Raw genomic sequence first — 24073 nt, 5'->3', positions numbered from 1 at the left:
TCGGTCGCGCCGGATCAGAGGGCCTTCCACCTGCGCGTGCTGTCTCCTGTCATGAGGGAGGACAGTCGGTTGAAGAGTTCAGCGCGGGCGGCGGGGTTGTGTTCGGCGCCGCGGATGAAGGCGCTCAGGCTACGAACCTCGCGAATCTGTGCCAGCAGGTTCAGGTCGCCGTCCTCCACTGGTTCGGTTCCGTAGGCCGTACAGAAGTCGTGCCATAAGGAGTGCGGGTAGCCGAAGCGGCGGGGGCGCAGGTAGATGGGCATGAAGTCGTATGCGGGCGGGCCGACGCCGACGGAGTCCCAGTCGATGAGCACCCAGCCGCCTTCGTGATGAGGGAGCAGGTTGTTGGTGTGGGCGTCTCCGTGCACGATTCCCCATGGCAGCGTGGCCGCGAGCCGCGCGAAGCCCTCCTCCAACTCCACGCAACGCGCGACCAGCCAGTCCCGCTCGCTCTCAGACAGGACGGTGGACGCCCTCGCCTCGGCCGCGGTGCTCCCCACAGGGCGAATGGAGGGAAGCGGCAACGGAGGCAGCGGATAACGGTGCAGCACGCGCAGCAGGCCGGCGAGGTGAGTGACGTCGGCCGACCGTCCGTCGAGGGGCGGCAGGTACTCCCAGAAGGTCGCCAAGTGGGTGCCGACGATCACGGGCTGGGTCACGTCGAGCGGCCTTAGCGTGGGAAAGCCCTTCTCGGCGAGCCAGGCAGCGGTCTGGACGGCGATGCGCATGCGTTCCAGCGCCGAGGCGTTGCGGACGCGCGCGACGGCGTTCTCCCGGGGCAAGTGGTAGATCGCGTTGGCGTGAACGCGCAGCAGCCGAGCACCATCACAATCGAGCCCGGCCTGTCGACAGGCGTCTACCAGGGCAGTCCTGTAGGGAGCGTCGACCGGCTGCGTACTCATCGTGAGAGTTGGCGCTCCCCGTGTTGTCCGGCTCACCAGACGGCATTTCGTCGTCTGGTCCCCGGAGCTCTACGCAACTCCGGCCAATTCATCATGCACGCGTTCATTGAACGCGACAACGCGAGGCTCCTTGGCCGGTAGCGATCGGCGGAAGCTCCGAAACCGGCTGCGGACCCGGGTGGAGGCGATGGTTCCAGCGGTGGGAAGGGCCTGCTCCGCGACGGCCAAGGCGGCGTCGAGGTCGCCGGTCTTGAGATGGGCTGCAGCCAGGTTGAGCTGGCAGAACAGCCTGTCGCGGGCGCGGTCGGTGCTCTTGCCAGTGAGCGCTGCGTCGAGGTGGGGCAGCGCGGCGGTGGTGTCGCCGATCACGACCAGCGAGTGCGCTACCTCCGCCGCGAGTTCGGGCGGGTCAAAGTAGCCGATCCAGGCAGGCTCACCGCCGGGTTCGCCGGCGTCGAGTTCACGTTCGGCGGCGAGGAGGGCCTGGCGGCAGGCCGTGGCCGCGTGAGCGTCGCCTCTCTCGTACAGCCGAGCGCACGCCCGAGCCTCTGCGGCGTAGGCGAGTGCGCGTACGGCCGGCGTCGTGGCGGACAGAGCGACGTCGTCATGGGCGGCACGCGCGAGGTAGAGGGCCTCGTCGGCATGGTCGCGGTTGAGCGCCTGCTGGCTGAGTCGTACCAGCACGAACGCGTCGAAGCCCCGCGACTCCACGCCGGACGCCTTTGCCAGGCGCAACGCCTGGATGTAGTAGCGCTGGGCCAGGCCGTGCCGTTCGAGGTCGTAGGCCATCCATCCGGCCAGTTGCAGCATCTCGGCCGCTACGGCGAACAGGCTGCAGCCCACGGCATCGGTGTAGCTGCCGCGCAGCAGAGGGGCCACGTGATCGTGCAGGTAGGTTGTCACCGCGCTGCGTACCAGCCCGCCTCCTCGGGCGTGGTCGAGCCCGGAGAACCATGCGCACGTCTCACGAATCTGGGCAACCTGGCGGTGAGTCACATCCCGGCTTTCCGTCTGCCTGCCGGTCACCGAGTCGACCAGACCGTACCGCCAGCCGGTGATGGCCTCGGAAACAGCTGGAGGGGCGAAGTCCAACGCCGCCAAGGCCCGAGCGCGTGCATGGTCCACCTCGCATGCCAGCAGCTCGGCGACGCATTCAACGGTGACAGGAAGAGACCGCTCGTACCGCAGGGCGAGATCGGAGACCGCCGGGGCGAAGGCCACTGGCCACACGTCGTTCAGCGTGAGCGGCCGACCCAGGCGAGCGGCGAGCACGGCCACGATGACGCGGCCCACCGCCAGGTCTGGCACGGTCGTCCCGGACAGGTAGCGCCCGATGCTCACCCGGCTCACGCTCACCCCCGACTCCCGGGCGAGCGGATGGGCGTTGACCGCCGCGGCGAAGCTTTCGTGCTTTCCGAAGCTGGCCTCCGCGTATAGGCGCGCGAGTCCGATCATTTCGTCCTTCCCTTCGTCAGGAGGAGGACAACGGGGCCCGCAGGATAACAGGCTGCAATCGCCCCATCACTGCCATGTTCACCAATGAACGCGCCGAACTCCCTGAACTTGCAGCGGACGCGAAATTCCTGGTCAGGAGGCTGCGGATGAGATTTCCTTGGGCCTCGGCCACCGAGCGGGACCGCGGTTGGCCCTTCATTCCGAGGAGACAGCAATGACCCCTGGCTGGTGCCAGCGCGCCTTTCGCGGCGAGGCGCGCCAACTCCAGGAGGTACGCCGGTATGTCGGCGGCCTGCTGGCCGACTGCCCGGACCGCGACGCCGTCATCACCTGCGTGGCCGAGCTGGCCTCGAACGCCATCATGCACACCCGCTCCGGAAACGGCGGCACCTTCGTTGTCCACGTGCAGCGCAGCACCAACGCACTGCGCATCGCCGTGGCGGACGCAGGAGCCGCGACGCAGCCGGCCATCCGCATTGCCGAGACCGAGAACCTCCTTGAGGGCGGCCGCGGCCTCGCGATCGTGGCGGCGCTCAGCGAGCAGATGGGTGTCGACGGGGACGCGCGAGGCCGGACCGTGTGGGCCGAGTTCCGCTGGCCAGAGCAGCAGTCCGTCACCCGGACGTCACCGGAGGCCGAGCCCGCCCGAGCCCTCGTCGAGCTGGGAACGAAGTTCGGTGCCTGGGTCTGCTGGTTCGGCAACCAGACACGTCAATGGTGGGCCATGCCCCGGATGGCCAAGCCGCTTCTGATCTCCGCTTCGTCTGCACACGATCTCGCACGCCGAATCGCCGCCCTGGAGCAGAGCGGCGCATAGACCGCCGCGTGGCCGGAGAATCGTCCACCCCCGGGACGTACCCCCGACTCCGGCCACGCGGCTCCAACCGTGCGCGGGGCTCAGTGTCAACGTCGCTCGAATGTGGGATCAGGCACACTTTCCGTGATCGGACCCGGGCTGAGCTGATCACGGTTCAGGCGTTCTAGCCAGTAGCTCGACTCCCAGCGGCGACGATCTGCGGCGTGTTGATCAGTGGGATGGTCGCGGCGTTGTTCCCCCACCTGGCTCGTGTGTGCATTGACCAGGTGTTCCGTGCAGGAACGACGGTGCGGATCCGGGCCAGAACCGGCACCGTGGAGGCGGCGTGCCCGGACTGCGGGGTTCGGTCGCGGCGCAGGCACAGTCACTATGAGCGGCGGTTGTCCGACACCGCAGTCGGCGGTCAGGAACTGCTCATCCACCTGCGGGTACACCGATTCTTCTGCCGTAATACCACCTGCGTGAGGGCGACGTTCGTTGAACAGATTCCTGGCCTGACGGTGCGATACGGCCGCCGCAGCATCCCGGCGGGCAAGGTGTTGGCGGCGATTGCGCTGGCGCTGGGCGGTCGCGCCGGGGCCCGGCTTACCCAGCGCCTGGCCACCTCAGTGAGCCGGACGACGCTGGTCAGATTGATCCGCGGCCTGCCCGAGCCGCCCCTCCTGGCGGGCCCGCGGGTGCTCGGCGTGGACGACTTCGCCTACCGGCGGGGCCACTCCTACGGCACCATCCTGATCGACGTCTCCACCAGCAGGGTGGTCGACGTGCTGCCCGACCGGACGGCCGAGACCCTCGCGGCCTGGTTACAGGCTCACCCCGGCGTCGAGATCGTGTGCCGGGACCGGGCCAGCGCCTATGCCGAGGGCGTGGCCCGCGGCGCACCGCAGGCGATCCAGGTGGCAGATCGCTGACACCTGTGGAGGAACCTCGGCGAGGCCGTCGAACGCACTCTTACCCGGCACCGCCATCACCTGCCGTCCCTGATCCCCACGTTCACCGCTCAGCCCGCACCTGCTCCGCCTGCGCAGGCGCCCACCCCACCGCGGTCGCCCGCCGACCGGGACGATCGGATCGCCGTCCGCACCCGGGAACGGCATGCCGTCGTTCACGCTCTGCTGAAGCAAGGCCACGGCATCCGGGAGATCGCCCGGCGGCTGAACCTCGGCCGCAACACCGTCCGGCGTTTCGCCCGCGCCGGCAGCCCCGAAGACTTGCTCGTGCACATCGGCACCGGCCAACGCCCCAAGGCATTGGACACTTATGACGGCTACCTGCGCAAACGGTGGGCGCAAGGATGCACCAACGCCGAACTCCTCTGCCGTGAACTGCGGAATGTCGGTTACCGCGGCAGCAGCACCGCCGTCCGCCAATACGTCCGCCCCTGGCGAAGGGGCCTGCCACCCACCCCGGCTTCGCTCCGACCGCCCACGGTCCGCCAAGCCACCGGCTGGTTCCTGCGCAACCCCGCCCGCCTCGAACCCGGCGAGCAACGCCAGTTCGACACACTCACCGCCTTGTCTCCCCAGCTGGCAGCGCTCCGGGTTCACGTGCGTGAGTTCGCCGAAATGATGATGAACCGCCGCGGCCGGGACCTGGAGGCATGGATCAACGCGGTACTCCACGACGACCTGCCTGACCTGCACTCCTTCGTCACCGGGGTACGCCGCGACCAAGACGCCGTCACCGCCGGCCTCACCCTGCCCTACAACTCCGGACCCGTCGAAGGGCACGTCAACCGGACCAAAATGCTCAAGCGGCAGATGTACGGCCGGGCCAATCCCGATCTCCTGCGCAAACGCCTCCTGCTGGCCGACTGACCAGGGTCCACTTCACGGAAAGTGTGCCTGATCCAGTATTGGAGCGCCGCCGTCCCTCAGCTCCCTGGGTCGCCAGAACGCGAGCTATTCGGGTGCTGGTGAGCCGTTCCTGCTGCTGTTTCTCGCCGATCAGTTAGTCGGCCAGCTCCTGGCCTCGAGCGTTGGCGGAATAAGCCATTCCGCGCCGACCTCCCCTTCAGCAGGCGGAGGGCATCTGCTCCGGTGAGGACGTTTGATTCCGGTGGTCAGTGGACGTCCCCGAGCTGGAGGCGAGCTGGTTCGGCCAAGGCGGCACGTGCCCCGTCGAAGTCGGCGAGTCGGGCTGCGACCGTCGCTACCGCCAGCCGTTCCGGCAGAACAGCGGCGAACTTCAGACCGCTGACGGCTCGTCGATCGACGTCTGGCAACACCAGGAGTTCGCCGTTACCCGCACTTTCACGAGCCTCGTGCCAAGAGGCGAACGTCAAGTCTTCGCGCAGCCGTACATAGAAGTCGGTCGGTCGCTGCACAGGATCGGCGACCGAGGGCAGCGTGGCTGCCAACGTCGCATTGGCTCGGTAGCCGGCCCAGGTCCACCATCGAACGTCATCGCCTGCGCGAGTTACAAGCGTCCCGCCAGGATGCACGATGCTCGGTGCCTCATCCTCTCGCCATTCGGCAAGACAGCCCTGTGCCCGGCGGGTAAGTGACACCGGTGGGTCATCGCCGAGCAGCACATCGCGCATAGCACGGGTGAGCTCAAACGACAGGCCAGAGATCCCTCCGCTGGTCCACTTGGCGATGCCGCCGCTGTCGGCCGGTTCGACGAAGACCCTCTTGCGGATCCAGTCGATGAAGTTCACTCGCCAACTCCGGCCACCCAGGAGCAGGAGGCGCGGCCCTTCCCGGTGCTCGGTCAGCACCGAAGTGTCGGTCTGCCCGATCTCTTGTCGGCCCGCCAGGACGGTGAACTGCGGCGGCGCGGTGAACGATGCGGTCAGCTCAATGAAATGCCGTCGCCCGAAGCGTCGCTCGGCCTCGGGCCCAATGAACAGAAGCCCGCTGTCTTCGTTGAGGTACCCCTCGCTGACCAGGTGGCGCAGAATAGGGGCAGCAGAGCGGTCGAAGGGTGCCAGCCCGTTCCACTCCTCGGCCCACACCTGATCACCGATCTTTAGCTGCTGGAGCGTAACCGCCAACAGTTGTTGCGCGACCAGGTGACGCGGTTCCGGCGGCGGAATCACCGGTTCCACCCAGCCGCGCCCCCACAGCAGCAACAGACCGGCGGCCTGGAGCAGAGTGTCCTTCCGCGTCGCGAGGAACAAGCAGTTACGCACGCTGTCCGCCCGCCGCCCGGTTCGCCCGATCCGCTGGAGGAACGACGCGACCGTGCTCGGAGAGTCGATCTGGATCACTCGGTCCAGGTCTCCGACATCGATGCCGAGTTCGAGGGTGGAAGTGGACACGATGACGCAGTCACGGGCCTCGGCGAATGCCCGCTCCGATCGAGCCCGTTCCTCCGCTGATAGAGAGGCGTGCGATAGAAAGACCGTTACCTCACGGGCGCGCAGCGCGGCCCCCAGTTGTTCCACCTGCCGGCGCGAGTCGCAGAACACCAGCCGTTTCTCGCCTCGATGCAGTGTCGCGATCAGTTTCGCGGCGTTGCCGAGCGAGCCCACGTAGTCCAGTTCGACTTCGCCGGCTGGGCGTGATGCCTCAGCCGGTGGCGTCGGGTTCGGGGCGACCACCCGACCGTTCCGCTTGCCCGCCCGGGCCCCCTGCAGCCAGCTGAGCAGGTGTTCCGGATTGCCGACGGTCGCCGACAGCCCGATCCGCTGGATAGGTTGCCCGGTCACCCGCTCCAGCCGTTCCAGTACGGCCAGCAGGTGCCACCCGCGGTCGTCGCCGGCGAAGGCATGTACCTCGTCCACGATCACCGCCCGTACCTGTCCCAGCAGGTGCGAGTGATCAGTTTTCACCCCGATCAGCATCGCCTCCAGCGACTCCGGGGTGGTGAGCAGAATATCCGGTGGATCAAGACGGATCCGGCGCCGCTGCGATTCACGAACGTCGCCATGCCAGAGCGCGGCCCGCCGCCCAACCCACTGGGCGTAGGAGTCAACTCGTGGAGCCAGATTGTTGAGGAGCGCCTTCAGCGGGCACAGGTACAGCGCCGAAACCCCGGTCCAACGCTTCCGGGTCATCGCGGACAGCATCGGAAAGCACGCCGCTTCCGTCTTGCCCCCAGCGGTGGGGGCGAGCAGCACCGCGTCGTCACCGTCCATCAGTGGTTCGATCGCCGCCCGCTGCAGTTCACGCAGGTCCGGCCAGCCGAGAGTGTTGACGATGTGATGCAACACAACTGGATCGAGCCGATCCAGCGGGTCCGCCATCACAGGTCCAGGTCGATGTCGTCGGCAGAGGCGGCGAGGTTTCGTTCGACGTCGGTGAGCTCGCCACTGGTCACGGTCAGCCGATAGTGCTGGCGCGGGTCGAAGTCCTCGAACTGGTCGATTCGGTCGAGTACGTCGCCAACGAGCTTCTTCAGGAACAATCGGGGCGCCACTCCGACCTTGCCGCCGAGCGCCCCGCCAACCGCTCGCGCCAAGTCGGCGATGTACGCGTCGTCAGCGAGAATTTTGACCCGCTCAGAAGATCCGATGGCATACAGATCGCGAATGGTCGCCCCGAGGTCGACCAGCGACTCAAGCGTGAATCCGGGGAGCCGGAGCTGGACCGCACGCGGGTTGTCGAAGCGCGGATCCGTCGTGAAGTCGGTCGCGAGACGCTGAGCCAGCGGGGCGAGACGCTGCACGCCATGCTGGGAGTCGAAGAACACCGGGGTTCCAGTGATCACGAGATACAGGCCGGGGAAACGGCCGGAGTGCACTTCGTCGATGAGCTGACGCAGCGCGTTAAGCGCCTTGTCACGGGCGTCGGAACGCACCCGCTGCAGGGTCTCGACCTCGTCCAGCACGACGAAGAGCCCGGGATGGCCGGTGTCGCGCAACACGGTCAGCAGCCCTTGCAGGAATCCGAGCGCCCCGAAGTGATCAAGGTCTCCGCGTACCCCAGCTGCCCGGCGAGCGGCGGCGGCCACGTGCGGCTGTCCACCGAGCCAGGCCAGCACAGCGGCAGCGGTCGCCTCGTCCCCGCCCACCAACGCGTTCCGATAGCCACGCAATGCCGTGGCGAAGGACGGTGCGTGTCGAGACACCTCAGCCAACCGGGCGACCAGCAGCTTCTCCACCTCGGAGGGGAGCTCCTCCTCGCTGGCTCCAGCAGCCAGGGCGTCCTCTTCCAGTGCGTAGAACCACGCGTCCACCACCGGCCGCAGCGCGCTCGGCGGGAAGCTGGCGGTGGTGAGCCGCTCGGTCAGCCTCCGGTAGACGGTCTCCAGCTTGTGCAGCGGGGTCTCGGTCTCGGAGATCTGGATCTCCGAGACGGCGAAGTTCCGCCGCTTGGCACGTTCCCCCAGCCAGCGCGTAAAAAATGTCTTGCCCGAGCCGTACTCTCCCCGAACAGCCTTGAACACTGATGCCCCGGAGGCGACGGCCTCCAACTCTGCGTCGAGCGCCGTCTCGAAGCGATCCAGGCCGGTGGCGAGCAGGTCAAGACCGCTCTCGGGTACAGCTCCGCGCCGCAGCGCGTCGATCACCGCACGCCGTCGCGTCGCGCTGACCTGTGACGACCGAACATTACCCACGCCCATCAGTGTCCCAGCTCGAACTGATCCCGGAGCAGGCCGGTGTTCAGCCGTAGCGTCCTCCCGTCGGGCAGGGTCTCCAAAACTTGTACGCCGTCGTAGTTCAGGAGCTGGCGCAGCACCGCGGCGAAGCCGTCGGCGCGGGCGGCTGGGTAACCGATCCGCTGCGCGAGCGCGGTAACGGGAAGCGTGCCGGTGTCGAGCAGAGCACGCATGGCCGTTTCGACTTTGTCCATGGGGGGCTTGCGTGCCAGCAGGTTAACCTGCTCCTTGAAGATCACCGAGGCGAGCAGCGCGTCAACGAGGGCATCACCGGCCGACTGCACCGGAGGGGCGGCCTGCCGGGTCAGGTCCATCTCGAACAGCGCTTCGCTTGCGGCCGGTTGCGACTTCACCCGCTTGGACGATTTAGCCGGCTTCTTGGGTTCTGTGGCCACCGGCCGTAGCGGTTCGGCCTGGAGCGACCACCACTTTGGGCGCTGGTCGCCGAGTTCGCGCCACCCTTTCGGAGGCTCGGCACCGAACGGCAGGAATGCCAGGACTGGAATGGCGAACTCAGCGAGCGAGGCACCACCGTGGTAGCCGGCCTTCTGCGCGGTGTACCGAGAATCTGCGTCCCACAGCGCCACGATCTCGCCACCGGGTTCCGGCCACACCACCCGTGGACCAGACAGCGCGATCTCAGTCTCCGCCAGCGGCCCCCCGGGCGTCCGATGGCGGGCGGAGCCAAAGCCCTCGCCGTCGATCTTCATCCCGTGGCGGTCCACGACATGTCCGTGGTCGCTGGTGATGATCACCGTCATTCCCTGCTCTGCGCCGATCCGCAGCAGTTCTCGCAGCTTGCCGATCTGATCGAGCCGCCAGGCTCCGTCGCCCAGCTTCTGTTCCTTGGCGAGCCGGTCGTCAATGGTGTTCAGCACGACCGCGACATGGGTGTGCTGATCGGTGAGAGCAGCGGTCAGTTCAGGTCCGAACGAATCGCCGACCGTTTCGCCACGCAGGTCGTCCTTGTGAAAAACTGCGGCCGGAGCCCCACCCCAGAACCGGTGAGCGGGGAACATTCGTTTCTCGTCGGTCTGGTTCCCCTTCGTGAGCTTGCCCGCGAACAACGATGTGCGCGACACAGCGGTCAACGTGGGCAGCGCCGCAGCCATGGCACGGCGTCGCGGCTGACCCTCCGCATTGGACACCGGGTCGTATTCAGCCCACTGCCTGCGCAATTCCTCGCCGAGTTCGGCGGCGATCGCGGCGCTCATGCCGTCCAAGACCAGAAGCAGCACCCGGCGCGCCGCCTTGGGTGCCACCAGTGGGCGGACCACCCGGCTCAAAAATGTCTCGACCGTCAACATGGAGCCGGGGTCGGTGCCCGCCGCGGTCCACCCGGCCAGTGTCGTGGCGAACGACCGGTCGATCTTTTTCCTCTGCTCGCGAGCACGAGCGCCCAGCGTGTCGTAGGCGGCCTTCAGCACCGGTTCAGGGTCGCCTCCTGACTCGATGTGCTCTAGAGCCTGATCCACCCAGCCCGTTTCGGCAACGTGTCGCTGAACGGCCGCCGCGACCGTCTCGACTTCGATAACCGGATCGGTCGCTAGCCACTGGGCCAGCCGCTGTCCCATTCGAGCACGCTCGATCCGCACTCGGGCGTCCGGATCCACGGCCAGTTGGTGGGCGTCCAGCGCCCGAACGGCCTTCGCGATCACCTGCGGCTCTCCGGTAGCCAGGGCTTGCCCCGCCGCGACAAAGCGCGCTTTCAGCCCAGCGGCCAACACGGGGCTGGCCGCCGCTTCGGCTTCGGCGCCAAACTGCCGTGCAAGCGCCTCCGCCCGGTCCAGCACCATGCTGGTGATCCGCCGTGCTTCGCGCGCCGTTTTCTCATCTGCGTCGGTACGGCTCACGCCCAGCAGCACCATCACGAACTCCTCGCAGGCCCGCGCGAACGCGGCCACCAGCCCGTCCAGGGCCTCGCCCACTGCGGGTGGCTGTTCGCCAAGCCACCGTTCGACCCGCCCCCTCGCCCGGTAGGTCTGCGTGTCGGCCTCGGCATGCTGCCACAGGGCCGCACATACCAGCCCGTACGGCACCGCATCGGCTCCGTGCTCGGCCGCCACCAGCGCCATGAGCGTCTTCCCTGCTGCTCCCGCCTGGTCCTCCTCTCCGAGGAAGGCCGCCAGCCCTTCGCGCTCCGGCCCTCGCAAGGCGAGTAGCCGCTCCGGCCCCCCCGGACTGATCGACCATGACAGCAGGGCATAGATGTCCAGGTTGTCGCCGAGTACCTGGTCATGGTCAGTGTCGTAGCGTCCGAGCCGGAGCCGCCGGAGCGTGAGTTCGGCGAGCGCCGCCCGTCGGGACAGCAGGCCCCCAGCCAGCGGAGGCCAGCCCCCTGGCGGGGTGGCGTCAAGAAGCGCTTCGGCCGCCCAGTTGATGTCCCGCAGCCGGGGATCGATCTGCTCGGCCCCGAACGCCTCGCGCACGACGTTCCAGCTGTCGACGGTCTCGATGCGTTGTTTGTGCACGCGGGCGAGGATCGCCGGATCCAGCTCGGGTTGTTCACGATCGGTTAGCACGACCAGAACCGCGGGCGCGTCGTCACCTGTTTTCAGATGCGCGAGCACCAGTTCGTGTACGGCCAGCGGAGAGGAAGCGGTCGCGACCTGAACTCGTTGACCGGAGCCCCAGACTATCTCGCCGGGGCCATCCCACTGGGGTGTGGAGCGCAGTAAGACGACACGCCGTCGTCCCTCACCCGTCAACGAGGAGGCCAGAGACGACTGCGACGTCAGGTATTGGGTGACGGTCGTAGTGTTCAGCCGTACCGTTCCCGGGGTGGCGCCCGCGGTGCTCATCAATCCACGACCTGCCAGCTGATCTCGATGGTGGCTCCAGGCCGCTGGGCCGCGAGATCCGACAGTTCGGCCTGCAGGTCAGCGGCGGCTCTGGCGGCTGTCGTCCTGCGCCGACCACTCGACCGGCGCACTGGGTTGTCCACCGGCACCCGCGGGTCGCTGGTGACCGTGGTCAGGTCCACGTTCCCGGGTCCGGGAGAGGGCGGAGTGGGGGTGGGCGAAGGCGGCGTGGGCTGCCGATCCTGCTGGTTGCGCTTGATCAGCGCGGTGACCTCACGACGAGTATGGTCCAGTGCTTCGACCAGGTCAGCCGTTCGCTGGTCAGCACCGGCCACCCCACGCAGCGACTCCAGCAGGGCTTGGCCCTCGGCGCCCTGCCCCGACGCGAGGTCCAGTGTGTCCCATGCGGCCCCGACCAGAGCCTGGGCAACGGCATTGGCCTTCTTGATGGACGTGCCGTACCGGTCCGGACTCACGGGGTCGAGGTCGAAACGGGCCAGCGTCTCGATGGTCTTCTTCGCCGAGGACGCCCCGGCGCCTGCCTGCCCGGTAGCCACAAGCGCCTTGAGCAACTCGAGGGAGCGGCGGGCGATGACGAGCCGTCCGCTCTCGTCTGTTTCATCCAAGCCGAGGAACGCGGTGTGGTGCTCCAACTGCTCAACCAGCCTGGCCGCCGTCTCCTGGTATTGGCGCGCGGCAGTGAGGATCTGCCGGGCGAACTGGTGCACCATCCGGCCACGCCGGAGCGTCGGTGCCTTGTCACCGAAGATAGTCTCGTATCGCTCCCGCGCGGTGTTCCAGTCATGCTCGCTGGGCAGCGGCTGGCTGCGCAGCGCGTCTCCTGGCTTGATCTGCGCCAGTTCGGGAGCGGGGTCGAGCGGAACTCCACCGCGTACCCAAACCCGGTCGTCCATCTCGGCGAAGGAGGCGGCGATCAGGTTGGCCAGGAACGGCTCCAGGCCACGCTTGTCCGGCTTATCCATCCAGTCGATCAGGTGAATCAGGCTCAGATCCCCGGTGATGCCCTCGGTCTGCGCCATACGCCGGAAATGGTCAGCCCAGCGGTGGGACAGCTCGAAGTACGCCTCCTTCTGCTGTCCGAGCCCGAGGGGCCCTGCAACCCGCTCCATCAGCTTGCGGTCCTTCAGCGGCACTTCCACACGCCCGTCCCGCGCCTCCGCAGCGGCCCGTACGTGCGTGAAGACCGTCTTGGCGTCGCTCGACTTCACCGCGACCCTGCTGCCGTCCGGGTCGAGATTCGGATGCTCCGGGAATTGGGCAGCCAGCAGCTTGCCGGCGACCGCCCGGATGGCCTCATGCATCGACTGCCCGAACGAAAGGGTCAGATCGCCAACGTCTCGTAACGACACAAGGTGGTCGTCGAAGCCCACTTCGACATCGGCTTCCGTCTGCTTGGCCAAACCGTACGCCTGCTTGAAGGCCCCCTTCACATGCTTGAGCAGCGCCAGCTTCTGGCTCTCCAGCAGCCCCTTCGCCCGGGCCCGGTTGTCCGGGCTAAGGTGTGCCGCGTACTGCGTGGCGAACCGGTTGTCATCCGAGAGTGCCTTGTCGATGATCACGAGCCGTTTGAAGTCATCCAGCCGTTGGGCGGACAGGTGCGTCGGCACCCAGGCGACCGTCCGGGTGCGTTCGCGTTGCCGCTCGCCCAGGGCACGCAGGCGGTTGACGTCATCGACCGGACCGTAGTCGTTCTCGTCGAAAGGCAGGTCGATGATGATCCGCCACTGGCCATCGATCTGCGGCTGCAGATCATGGTCAAGCAGTTCGTCCTCGTCCGCGATGTTCCCGAAGATCACCTCAACTGAGCGGTTGGAACCACGCCACACGAAGCGCAGCTCGTCGGCACCGAGCCGGCCGTCGGGGTGGTCGACACCCAGTTCCTCGATGAGTAGCTTCTTGGCGAGCGCGATCCGGTTGCCGGGGTTGTTGTTGACGGCGGCGTTGGCGATGACCGTGTCGACGTCGATGCCCGCGAGCTCCAGCCGCACCCCCGCGTTGGCGCCGGCGCCAGTCTCCTTGATCTCTGGGAAGCGAGCGGCCCATTCGGCCACCTTGTTCTTGATGATGCCGACCTCGCTGCCCGGGATCGGCGCCGTCACCGAGCCGTAGTTGAGCGCGCCGAGGCGGCGGATTGTCAGGTCGCTGAGCGCGGGGACGCTGGGAGCGAGCGCGGACAGCAGCAGGGTGCACACGAGCTGGTTGTCGCCGACGAACACCTTGCAGCGCTGGGCGAGCTGCGGGTCGGTGATGGTCTCGGGCCGGTGCAGGTATTGCTCGACCTCGTCCTCGGTGACGCCCGCGGAGGTCAGCAGGTAGGGCCGCAGCTTGGTCTTGTACAGCTTGTCGGCGGCCTCAAAGACCACCTTCAGGCTGTCGACGAACGGCTTGTCGCCGCCATCGGCGATAACCGGGTACAGCTCGCCCACCGGGATGAGCTGCCCCAGTCGCAGGTCGTCGCGATGGTCGGCGAGCAGCTGGCCCATCAGCTTCAGACCGGTGCGAGAGCGCTGCAGGGCCGAGGAGATATGGACCAAGGTGTCCATGAAGGCGGGCGAGAACGGGTAGGTCAGGCGGAACGATTCCTCGTCCGCCCCTGTCGTCCCCTGCTCGGACCCCAGCAGTGTGTCCCACACCTGCAGGCCGACCTTCTTGGTCTGCGCGAAAGCCTCGTCGATCAGCGCCGCCTTACCCTCCTTAGGCTTGAGCAGGCGAGCGTGGGCAATCTGCGGAAGATTGCGGTCTTCTAAGGTGATCTTGTCGAAGCGTCCGGAGGCCAGGTTCAGCGTGTCCTGGATCGACGCCTCCGCGGCACCGGCGTCCAGTTCTTCGCCGACCAGTTCCCGCAGGTCCCGCTGGCGCGCAATGAACGACACCACGGGGATCGCGCGCCGGGCGTCTCCGCCTTCCACAAAGTTAGTAATTTTGCTGGCTTCGCGGGCCACGAACTTCTGGTCATGGATGAGCGTCGCCAGCCAGAGGATCAGCTCGTCCAGGAACAGGATCAGACCGTCGTAGCCGAGGGACTTGGCGTGCTGAGCGATCACGGACAGACCGGCATCAAGCGAGATGAAGCCGTGCTCATCCTCGGCCGCCTTCTGCGCGAACCCCGGCAGCAGGCTCGTGCTCGCGTCCTGCACCAGCTTGGCCCGCAGCTCCGCCGGGGTGGTCGGGTGCACCAGGTTCAGCGCCTCGCCGCCGTCGTGCGACTCCTCCGCAGCGAGCGCCTGGTCGAGTAATTCGGGTGTCCAGGCGAACGACTCTCCCCACTCGTCGTCCTCACCGTCGTCGCCACCGAGGCCGCTGATGACCGCGGTGTCTCCCATCCGAGCGCGCATCGCGCGAATGTCGGTGAACAGCGCGTCGGTCCGGTAGACCTGGGGCGTCGGAGCCTCGGGGTGCAGCTTCTTGATATGGCTGACGTAGCCGCCCAGCACCCTTTGCTCCATGGCCTTCGCGCCGAGCATGTGGTACGGCACGAGCAGGAACTTCTTGCCGTCGCTGACCAGCCACTCGTGCTTGGTCAGCACCTTGTCGAATTCCCCCATGGCGCGCGCCGTCCGGTTGCCGCTGAGCAGCGCGTACAGCACGGCCATGAAGTGCGACTTACCCGAGCCGAACGATCCATGCAGGTAGGCCGCCTTCGACGTGTGCCCGTCGAGCGCCGACTTGATCAGCCCGAGTGCTTCGTCGAAGTTCTCCAGCAGTCGCTCGGTGACCACGTAGTCCTTGAGCGCGTGCTCGGCACCCTCGGGAGTTACCGCCTCGGCAAGACGCAGCACGAAGTCGGAGGTGGATATCGACTCCTTGATGTCGATGACGTCGCGGAGTAACGGCTGCTGTGCCATGGGTAGGTCGCTCTCCCTCGTCTACTTCTTCTTCGTACGGCTGCCGCGGACCGGCTTGGCCGGCATCCACTTGCGCAGGTCGTCGTCGGTCAGCCCGTGCTCACCCTGGATCTGCTGGCGGTAGGCCGCGAAGAAATCTGCCGGAGAGCCGCTGTACATGATGTCGAACTCGTTGTGCCACTGGTAGAGCCATGGCTGGAGTTCGAGCAGGCCGGCCAGGAACGGGGTGATCTCCTCGGTGGACAGGGCGTGGTTGGTGAAGTACGTGGCCAGCGCCTGTGCCTGCTCCCGATGGTCCCAGCCCGCCCAGCCGTACAAGTCGGGGGTCTGAGTGTTGACCATTCCGTAGGAGATGAACCGTTCCTTCGGCACATCCAGCTTGCCGCGCGCGGACCAGTAGGAGCCGCGCAGGAAGTCGGCCGAGGTGTACTTCGGCGGCACCGGGATCGAATCCCGGATCTGCCGCTTGGTCTTAACCTGCGGGTCGTTGGAGAACTCGGGCGCGGCGTCCTCCTGACGCTGCAGATCCCAGACCTCTTCCCAGTCGGCGCGCTTCTTCAGCCCGCTCGACTTGTAGCGAAGCGCGGCCAGAAACGGAACGTGCTCCTCTGCGACCAGGTCGGAGACCACTGCCATCAGTTCCTGGCGCGGGGCATAGAGCGCGGCAACGGAGACGAAGTCCTCATTGCGGGAAAGCACGTCGACCAGACGGGCGAGCGTGACAATGGCGGGCTGCCCATTCTCGTCATACCAGTGCTCACGCGCCTCCAAGCGGTCCAGTAACCAGGAGCTCAGCGCCTTCTCCTGAAGGGCGTCCCAGCCTTCGGTCGCCCACCGCCGCTTGTAGTCTGGCCGCTCTATCATCCCAATCGCCCGCGACGACTCTATGGCGTTGATCCGCCTTTGGACGATCTGCTTGTACGGCTCCGCCCAGTGTTCCGGAACTTCGGTGATGGGCGTGGAGTTGTGGCGCTTAAACCACTCGCCGGACGCCTCCCCCTTGACCACCCGGCGTGCAAGCACGATCTCGAATGCCCGTTCCCCAAGCACCAGCTCAGGCACGTCGCTCTCTGGCGCGCGCAAGTCCTCGGGACAGAGGTTGTAGAGCGAGTAGACCTGCCAGTCCAACTCATCCTGCAGCGCGATCATCCGTGCTTGGATCGACTCCCACTCGGCCTTAGCCTCACGGAGGGCCGGAGCGGTCGGAGTTCCGGCACCCGCTACTGCAAAGGGGCTGGTAGCGGCGAACTGCTGAGCGAGAGCATCCAGCTCAGTAGCGATAACGGTGGGATAGACCGCTGGGAGAGGGAAGTCCTCCAACTTGGTGCCGGTGAACTCAAATCGGTGCTCCCAGAACTCGTCTGAGATGCCACCACCGATGCCACCATTGCCCTTGGACTGGCTCACCATCTTGAGCCAGAAGCAGGCGGTGGAGCTATTGAGCAACCCGAGCAGGCGCAGATGCTCCTCCTCGCTTGCGTCCTTCCGCAACTTGATGATTGGCGCGTGGCGATTGAAAAAACGACCCCCACGATCAAGGACAAAATGATTATGCGTTGAGACGCAGGCGAAAGTGATCGAGAAGGCGCTGCGCAGCTTTTTACTGGTGAGCCGCCCGTATTCGGACCAGCGAAGACCAGCTTGCACCTTGGTCTTTCCACCAAACAAAACTCCACGTGCCAAGTCAGTCCGACCTGGCCACATGTAGCGCAGCAGCTGAGGCTCCGCTTCAACGTCGATAGGTTGGAGTTCCGAGTCGTAAGGAAAGATGGCGAGACTCAGATCAACTTCGAGCCAGTCACGTAGATTGTCGCCGGTAACAAATCCGCGCGTAAACTTCTCAGGTATGCGATGACGGCGCGAGCTTCGAGCAGGGAGCACGTAGAGATCGTCATTGAGAGTAAACCCGGCAATACCTACCGAATCGGCCACATCGCCGACTCGCGACAGCGCTCCGTCAGTGATCGCTTCAATCATCTCTAGCCCACCATCGGCCAAAATCCACGGCTGTTTTCCGAAGTACCGTTCTCGGGCCAGATCGTCCACGGAGACCCAGGGGCTGATCGAACCAGGCTTATCAATCTGCTCAACGATGGCTCGCCAGACCAGCCCTTCTTCAGCCTTCGTCGGCGCTGAGGGCTCACCTTGGACGCCTCTGACCGTGCGTACAGTGTCTCCTCGCATACGGCCGGACCGCGGAGTACCGACAAGAATAACCGTGGGAGTACCATGCCCAGGAATGTATGCGCCCGAGGTGTCAATGACCTGGGTCAGTTCCACCTTGTGCGCGAAGAAGTCGTCGATCAGCTTTGCGCCGAACTCACGCTTCATGAACGAGTTCGCCGTGATCTGTCCGACCATGCCGTATCCGCGCCCATCGGCGTCGCCTCGCTTGGCGAGCTCAAAGAATCTTTGCGCGAACGGTACCGACAATGCATACTTGCCTGAGCACGCGCTGTACAGCTCCCGGTACAGCTCGTTGAGCTTCTTGTCCTTGACGGTGGGGTATGGCGGGTTGCCCACGACCACGTGATAGCGGCCCAGCTCCAGGATGCGCGGGTGCTCGTGCACGTCCTCGGTCGCGTACGCGAATTCGGCGAGCGGATCGCCCGGCACCTCGTCACCCAGAGTCAGCGCGAGTTGCCGAGCCTTGATCAGCGAGTCTCCGACCGCCAGGTGAATCGGCCAGTCGTACTTAGCGGCCTCTTTCATCGTCCGCATCCCGGCAACGGCCATCGCTGCGACCAGCAGCCGGAACCGTGCGATGGCGACCGCGAATGGGTTGATGTCCACCCCGTGGACCGAGTCGAGTGCCGCCCGCACCTGCTCATGCCGGTCGCGCCCAGGCTGGCGCTCGCCGTACAACCGTATAAGGCGACGGAAGGCTCCCAGCACGAAGTGGCCGGACCCGCAGGTCGGGTCGATCATCTTCAGATCTTCGTACCCGAACTCCCGGATCGCCGGGTCCATGGTCCGGTTAAGGATGAACTCCTCGACGAACTCGGGGGTCTGGAGGAGCGCATAGGTCTTCCGTGCGTCCTCGGACATCCACTGGTACAGGTCGCCGAGGAATCGTGTGTCCCAGCCCTCGGTGCCGTCCTCGTTCAGCGGATCGGTGAAATCGTGGACCAGCTCGCCCGCCTCGTCTCGCTCGCGCCAGAACTCGACCAGTTCCCGTGCCCCATCGTGCGACAGCGGGATCTGGAACAGTGGGTTGTGCCGATGGTTGAACAGCAGTTCACCCGCCTGCCCCTCACCCAGTTCGGCAAAGGACCGCTCCAACCATCCGCGATAGGTCGGGTTGGGGTCCTCCTCGACGTATGCCTCATACCGGACCTGTGCTAGGTCACGCCGCTCGGTGTCGGGTGCCGTCAGGTACGGCTCGGGGATCAGCCGGTTGTCCTCGCAGAAGCGCACGAACACCGTGCCCAGCACCCACGCCACCGCGACCTGCGTCACCCGCTCGTCCAGCCAGGAGCCCCAGGTCGCAGCCGTCCGCCCAAGCTTCCGGGCCTCGTCGTATTCGGCCCGCAGCCGCGACCCGACCTCCGACACGGCCTTGACCTGCCTGCCGAGGTCGGCCTCAGCCGCCTTGACCTGGTCCTTTAGGTCTTCCCGCAGCCGCTCGCTGTCGATCACTTGGCGTCTCCTGATCGCATCGTCTTTACGTGCTCGCCGCCTCGGTGGGTGTTCCGCACCCACGAGTCAGGCAGCTCAATCCACTCACCCAGCCCGGCCTGATACGGCACGGCCACCGTGCCGAGCCTCGGCTCCCGCGCAGCATCGCTCTGCGGACACAACAGCCACAAGCCCCGCCGGCCCAGGCGAGCCGCGGCCGCCAACCGGTCCAGGACGCCCATCGCGTCGTACCGGGCGAACGCTCCGGCGTCCGTCAGCAGTACCGGCCCGGACCCATCGTCGAGCTGGTCCTTGATCTGCGGTTCGATCCGGCCCCAGGCCGTGCGGGCGTATTCGGCGAACTTCAGCGCCGCCTTCGTGCCAGGCTCAGCGGCATCGGCTCGCAGGATCGTCTCCCACGTCGGCTTGGTTCCCGGCGGCACCAAATCGTGCATGACCTCAAGGAACAGCTCCGTCACCGAGGTGACCTCGGCTCCGAACCTGTCACCTGTGAGTTCGGCCACCGCCACCTGGCTCAGTCCGGCCCGCACGGTGAGGGCCCGGAACCCGTCCCGCCGCGACGACATGGTGAGCCGTTCCTCCGCGCGCACCGCACTCGCGAGCTGCGGATCGTCGGCGTACCGGTCGGCAGCGCTCAGTCGCGTCGCCAGCCGCCAGGCACCGACCGACAGGTAGCTGGAAGCCTGGTCCATGCGGGTAGGCAGATAGCGGGTCGTCCTCGTGTCCTCACGGGTGGACAGCGTGAGCTCGAACCCCGCCTCACGCAGAGCCTTGGTCAGCAGACCTCCGGTGGGCAGGTCCGGCTGCCCCTGGTAGGTGATCTCCGGGAACCGCGCGAGCACCCGCTCATGGACATCAGCCACAGTCAGGCCAGGCTGGCGCTCCTCGGGCACGCCCGGGATGAGGCGGACCAGTCCCGCCTGCGTAAGCCGCAGCGCTCGCACCAGTGGCAGATCACGGGGATAGATCTCCAGCCGAGGTGTGACAGCTGCGTTCCGTGACGCGGCGGCGGCCAGAGCGACCATGCGGCGCTCATCCCATTCGACAGTGCCGGGCGGCGGGGTGATCGCGCCGAGCTCGCTCAGCACGATGGTCGCTGTCGGCAGCGTGTCGAGCTTGGCCAGCCGGTCGGCGACCTTGCCCAGCCGCTGGGCGTAGTCGAGCAGGCCGGGGGCGGAAGGGGTGTCGGGATCGTCGTTGTCCCCGACCTCCAGGGCCAGGAGGCCCGCGCCCATTGCCTCGTGCGTGGCATCGCGGTTGGGCAGGTGCTGAAACTGACTGCTAGCCGGATCGAGCTGCTCGATCTCGACCACGGCCCGGACTGCCGCCAGCGCCAGCGCCCTGCGACGCTCGCGCCCCTGCAGGCGCGTGCCCCGCCGTACCGCCAGCGTGTCGGCGATCTCAGCGGCGGAGGCGACCCGTCCCAGCCCGGCCAGCAGTTCAAGGATCTCTTCCCGCAGCGCGGCGACAACCGGGAGCTTCTGCCACCGCAGGCGCTGGGTCTTCAGCATCTGCGGAATTCGGCCGGCGCTGAGCCCCAGCGCCTCCGCGACGTCCTTCTGCTTGGGCCACACACCGATGTGCCCGGGCAGTTGGCCGTGTTCGTTGGGCAGGCGCAGCAGCAGCCGCACCATCTCCACCTCGTTGCCGTTCGACCCGTTCTTCTTCAGTTGGGGCACGAACAGCGTGGCCAGGGTGTCGAGGCTGACCGAGCGCAGGGTGCGCTGGGGCAGCATGTCGGCGTTCTCGCCCGTGGCCAGGGTGCTCACGACGGAGGCCTCTACAGCGCTGAGCTGTTTCAGCTCCTCGTCGGCCTTCCGGCGCCCCTCCGGGCTGAGCGGGGAGATCGGGATCAGGCGCAGCCGCTCGCCCCACTCACGCTGACGGCGCTGGATCTCGTTGCGGGTCTTCGCGCCCAAGCCGGGAGCGTTGACCAGGTTGCGCTGGCTGAAGTCGAGCAGCCCTCCCACCGTGGTGACGCCCAAGCCGTACAGGAAGGACTCGGCGGCCGGGGTGAGGCCCGCGGCTGATAGGTGTGTGTCGCGGGTGGCTTCGGCGGCGAGCCGATCGCGCTGCTGCTCGGCGGACTCCGGCTCGGCGTCGGCGATCGACGGGGCAGGGGCGTCATCGGACGAAGGATGCCGGGAGATCCGAGGCACGGATGGCGTGGTCTCCGCCATGTCCAGGAAAATCTTCTTCCAGGCGTCCCGCATCGGCTTGAGCTCCGCGAATCGCTGTGCGACATCACGGTGCAGGGCCTTCCGGAAGAAGGCAGCCAACCCGTCGCGGATCGCGGGGTCGAAGGCGTCCACGGCGATCGACGGGAACGGATGATCCTTCGCGTCGGTCTGGCGGGCGGAGACCTTGCCATCACCCCACTGCGGTAGCTCGCCCGAAGCCATCTCATGCAGGGTCACGGCGACGGCATAGCGCTCAGCATGAGCGTCGTAAACCGAACGGGTCAGCGTCCCGATGAACGGGTCGAGATAGCCATCCGTGCCCGCGTCGGTCTCCTGCACCGGATACCCGGCCAGCGAGAAGTCGATCATCACCAGCTCACGGGTGCGATTGGGACGCACCCGGATCGCGATGTTGTCCGGCTTGATGTCACGGTGCCAGACGCCTTCGCCCTCCAGGAAGTCGACCGCGCCGAACAGGTAGTCGCCGTAGGCCTCCAGCTGGTCGACCTGGAGGCGACCACCCTCGCGGAGCTGCCGCGCCACGGTCTCCTCGCGCCGGCGGCCCACACCGCCCGGCTCCATCGCGGCATCGGGGTCGCGCTCGTCGCCGACGTACTCCAGAGCCAACGTTGTGCGGCCACCGATGATTAATGGCTCGGGCTCCACGAGCCGGATGATCCGCGAGTCGGGCCGTAGCCGTCCCAGCACCTCAGCCTCGCGGACCAGGACGTCACCGCGGTTGTCGGACAGGGCCACCTTCAGTACAGCGAAGCCGCCTCGTGCCTTAGCCAGCAGATCGCGTACGAGAAAGGCCCGGCTGGTCGAACCGGTGCCCAACCTCCGCCGGACTTCCCAGCGGCCAGCCAGGACATCACCTGCGACGGCCTCCAGCGGGTCCTTCTCCGGCGCCTGGGTGTGGAGATCAGCCTCAGCCGTACCTGGCTCGGGTGCGGTTAGCGAGTCCTCAACGCACTCCAGCATTTCCAGGAACTCGTCGACGGACGAGAGCCGCTGGGCGGGCCGGTAGGCGGTGGCGGCCTGCACCAGCTCATCAATGTCCTGTGAGAGGCCGTCCACCAGGGCGCTGGGCCGCAGCCCCTCCCCCGCCTCCAACCGGGCCAGCAGCTCGGCCTGGCTCGCTGCTGGAGGCTGGCCCGTAGCCAGCAGATACGTGATAACGCCAAGCCCGTACACATCAAGAGCGATCGGGTCGGCGTTGAGCGCGGTCAGTTCGGGGGCGAGGTAGGGATCGGAGCCCTCGGCCAGGTGGATCGCCGACAGCGCGGTCGGGGCGAACCTTGTCATGCCCTGCGACTGGCCGCTGCTGCGGTGGGTGGCGATGTGCCAATCGGAGATCTGCAGGCTCGGGGAGAGCCAGGCGGCCTCCTCGCCGACGGTCTGGCCTTCAGGGCCCCGATTGCGGGGGATCACGTGGATCGAGCGCGCAGCCAGGGCGCGGTGGTGGATGCGGCTGGAGTGCGCAGAGCGCATGGTCTCGGCGAGCTGCCGGACCAGAGCCATCCGGCCGAGAATGTCGAGCTTGTCGCCGTACTGAACCAGGTATTCGTCCAGGCGCAGAGTGTGCGGGTGATAGTCGAAGATCAATGCGGGGCCGGCCGAGTGCCCTGAGGGGTCGTACTGCTTCAGCTGGACGACCCCGGGGTGGCGGAAGCGTCGCAGGATGGCGGCCTCGCGCCGGGCGGCGTTCTCCACCGACTGCCGGATGGAGGCGTCCGAGCCGCGCTCGCGCAGGTAGATGCGGACGCGTGCCAGCTCGGGGAGCTCGCTGTGGCGGGCCAAATAGTCGGCCCAGGTCGGGCCGGTGTCGAAGGACTTGCGTTCGAGTAGGTAGGGGCCGACCTTGTATTCGGCATCGCTGCGGCGGATGCCGATCTGCTCCAGGGCGGACTTGATTTCCCTGGAATCGGTGGGGGTGATCCGTCGCCGGTCGTCCCGGGCAGGCTCCAGTAGCATCTTTACGAGCTCGCTGATCGTGAAGACGCCGTTCTGGTCGTTCGGAGACAACCGTACGCGGAGGGATGAGTCGGTGAAGCAGACTGCTGCACCGACCCAGATGCGCTTGCCGAGCCTCCCCAGCAGCCCGGCAAGCTCCTTTGCCTTCTTGTCGGTCAAGTGCAGAGGATTGCCATGCGGAACACGGCGACCACTCGGGCTCGTCTGCACCCACGTGCCGTTCTCGGTGGCGACGCTGCCGTGCCAGTCCTTCAGCTCGATCAGGTAAACGCCACCGGGGGCGACGACCAGCAGGTCGACCTCCCGCACGTGTCCGGCCTGTGCGGTGAAGGTGAAGTTCGACCACGCCCGCCAGGGTTCGGAGTCGGGCAGCTTCTCGCGGATGGCCTCCAGGCCACGACGCTCATGATCGAACTCAGACTCGGTGACTGTGGTCCACCGGCCTTCGAGCATGCGTCAACTCCGCCTGTTGATGTTCTTCCTGGCCGGCCGCTGGCCTGAGGCCGGATCTTTGGGTCAAAGCTTATCGGCGAGGTGTGACCCCGGATAGGAGCTCAAGAAGTCACCTCCTCTGGCGTTTGCGGGCGCCTGCTCCATCGTGGCGCAGTAGACGGTGATGGCAAGGGCTTCCTCGGTGCCGGGCTCCCGACAGAGCGAGAGGCGGCCACTGCTGTGCTGATCCCTTCGTGGTCGGTCAGGTTCAGGCGGGCAGCTCGGATATCGAGGAGCCGGTCCTCGAGGGCGGTGATCCTCGCTGCCTACCAGCAAAGATCACGCCAGCTCGGGCCACGCTCTCCGACCTGCAGAAACAGGATGAAATCAGCTCAATGACAAGAGATCAGCACCCGACCAAACCAACTGAATCGACAACCCTAACTGTCAATGACAACTACGA

11 protein-coding genes and 1 pseudogene are annotated in these 24073 nt (G+C 66.7%); 4 read left to right on the top strand and 8 right to left on the bottom strand.

What is annotated here, in order from left to right; genetic code table 11:
* Nucleotides 1-14: 14 nt before the first annotated feature.
* On the bottom strand, nucleotides 15-902 hold the full coding sequence (locus HHX37_RS22500) for a phosphotransferase enzyme family protein (RefSeq protein ID WP_182886649.1): 888 nt from the start codon (nucleotides 900-902) through the stop codon (nucleotides 15-17).
* 69 nt (nucleotides 903-971) lie between these two features.
* Nucleotides 972-2357 (bottom strand): hypothetical protein, encoded by a 1386-nt coding sequence (locus HHX37_RS22495; RefSeq protein ID WP_182886648.1) that lies wholly within the window; start codon nucleotides 2355-2357, stop codon nucleotides 972-974.
* 214 nt (nucleotides 2358-2571) lie between these two features.
* Between HHX37_RS22495 and HHX37_RS22490 the strand changes: the two genes are divergently transcribed.
* The 4 genes and pseudogenes from HHX37_RS22490 (at nucleotide 2572) to HHX37_RS35815 (ending at nucleotide 4991) form a co-directional block, all read left to right on the top strand.
* The gene (locus HHX37_RS22490; RefSeq protein ID WP_182886647.1) at nucleotides 2572-3174 is read left to right on the top strand and encodes an ATP-binding protein; all 603 of its coding nucleotides are present in this window, start codon (nucleotides 2572-2574) and stop codon (nucleotides 3172-3174) included.
* A 203-nt stretch (nucleotides 3175-3377) separates the two neighbouring features.
* Nucleotides 3378-4085 (top strand): ISL3 family transposase, encoded by a 708-nt coding sequence (locus tag HHX37_RS35825; protein ID WP_220503053.1) that lies wholly within the window; start codon nucleotides 3378-3380, stop codon nucleotides 4083-4085.
* Between the two features lie 3 nt (nucleotides 4086-4088).
* Nucleotides 4089-4355, top strand: a pseudogene (locus tag HHX37_RS38265) (helix-turn-helix domain-containing protein); the annotation flags it as partial.
* A gap of 36 nt (nucleotides 4356-4391) precedes the next feature.
* Nucleotides 4392-4991 (top strand): transposase, encoded by a 600-nt coding sequence (locus HHX37_RS35815; protein ID WP_310740490.1) that lies wholly within the window; start codon nucleotides 4392-4394, stop codon nucleotides 4989-4991.
* 245 nt (nucleotides 4992-5236) lie between these two features.
* Here HHX37_RS35815 and HHX37_RS22480 read toward each other — a convergent pair whose 3' ends face one another.
* The 6 genes from HHX37_RS22480 to pglW are packed head-to-tail and all read right to left on the bottom strand — an operon-like array spanning nucleotide 5237 to nucleotide 23631.
* The gene (locus tag HHX37_RS22480) at nucleotides 5237-7363 is read right to left on the bottom strand and encodes a DEAD/DEAH box helicase (protein WP_182886646.1); all 2127 of its coding nucleotides are present in this window, start codon (nucleotides 7361-7363) and stop codon (nucleotides 5237-5239) included.
* Entirely contained in the window at nucleotides 7363-8682 is a 1320-nt protein-coding gene (gene brxD, locus HHX37_RS22475; protein WP_220503051.1) for a BREX system ATP-binding protein BrxD, read from the bottom strand. The genes HHX37_RS22480 and brxD overlap by 1 nt, the downstream gene beginning before the upstream one ends.
* A complete protein-coding gene (gene pglZ / locus HHX37_RS22470; protein WP_182886645.1) occupies nucleotides 8682-11519 on the bottom strand; it encodes a BREX-2 system phosphatase PglZ in 2838 nt (945 codons plus the stop codon). Before pglZ ends, brxD begins: the two co-directional genes overlap by 1 nt.
* A complete protein-coding gene (locus HHX37_RS22465; RefSeq protein WP_182886644.1) occupies nucleotides 11519-15385 on the bottom strand; it encodes a BREX-2 system ATPase PglY in 3867 nt (1288 codons plus the stop codon). Before HHX37_RS22465 ends, pglZ begins: the two co-directional genes overlap by 1 nt.
* Before the next feature lie 21 nt (nucleotides 15386-15406).
* A complete protein-coding gene (gene pglX / locus HHX37_RS22460) occupies nucleotides 15407-19024 on the bottom strand; it encodes a BREX-2 system adenine-specific DNA-methyltransferase PglX (RefSeq protein ID WP_182886643.1) in 3618 nt (1205 codons plus the stop codon).
* Entirely contained in the window at nucleotides 19021-23631 is a 4611-nt protein-coding gene (gene pglW / locus HHX37_RS22455; protein ID WP_182886642.1) for a BREX system serine/threonine kinase PglW, read from the bottom strand. Before pglW ends, pglX begins: the two co-directional genes overlap by 4 nt.
* Between the last annotated feature and the right edge of the window lie 442 nt (nucleotides 23632-24073).

The organism is Microbispora sp. H10885, assembly GCF_014161415.1.
GTDB classification, from domain to species: Bacteria; Actinomycetota; Actinomycetes; order Streptosporangiales; family Streptosporangiaceae; genus Microbispora; species Microbispora triticiradicis.
Note: the sequence above shows the minus strand (reverse complement) of the source record. Positions and strands in the feature narration are given on the sequence as shown.

What these genes read in the sequence shown, in the direction of transcription:
- brxD (WP_220503051.1), bottom strand. Translation starts at nt 8,682, where the DNA reads ATGGGCGTGGGTAATGTTCGGTCGTCACAGGTCAGCGCGACGCGACGG.
- HHX37_RS22500 (WP_182886649.1), bottom strand. Translation starts at nt 902, where the DNA reads ATGAGTACGCAGCCGGTCGACGCTCCCTACAGGACTGCCCTGGTAGAC.
- HHX37_RS22490 (WP_182886647.1), top strand. Translation starts at nt 2,572, where the DNA reads ATGACCCCTGGCTGGTGCCAGCGCGCCTTTCGCGGCGAGGCGCGCCAA.
- HHX37_RS22465 (WP_182886644.1), bottom strand. Translation starts at nt 15,385, where the DNA reads ATGGCACAGCAGCCGTTACTCCGCGACGTCATCGACATCAAGGAGTCG.
- HHX37_RS22480 (WP_182886646.1), bottom strand. Translation starts at nt 7,363, where the DNA reads ATGGCGGACCCGCTGGATCGGCTCGATCCAGTTGTGTTGCATCACATC.
- pglZ (WP_182886645.1), bottom strand. Translation starts at nt 11,519, where the DNA reads ATGAGCACCGCGGGCGCCACCCCGGGAACGGTACGGCTGAACACTACG.
- pglW (WP_182886642.1), bottom strand. Translation starts at nt 23,631, where the DNA reads ATGCTCGAAGGCCGGTGGACCACAGTCACCGAGTCTGAGTTCGATCAT.
- HHX37_RS22495 (WP_182886648.1), bottom strand. Translation starts at nt 2,357, where the DNA reads ATGATCGGACTCGCGCGCCTATACGCGGAGGCCAGCTTCGGAAAGCAC.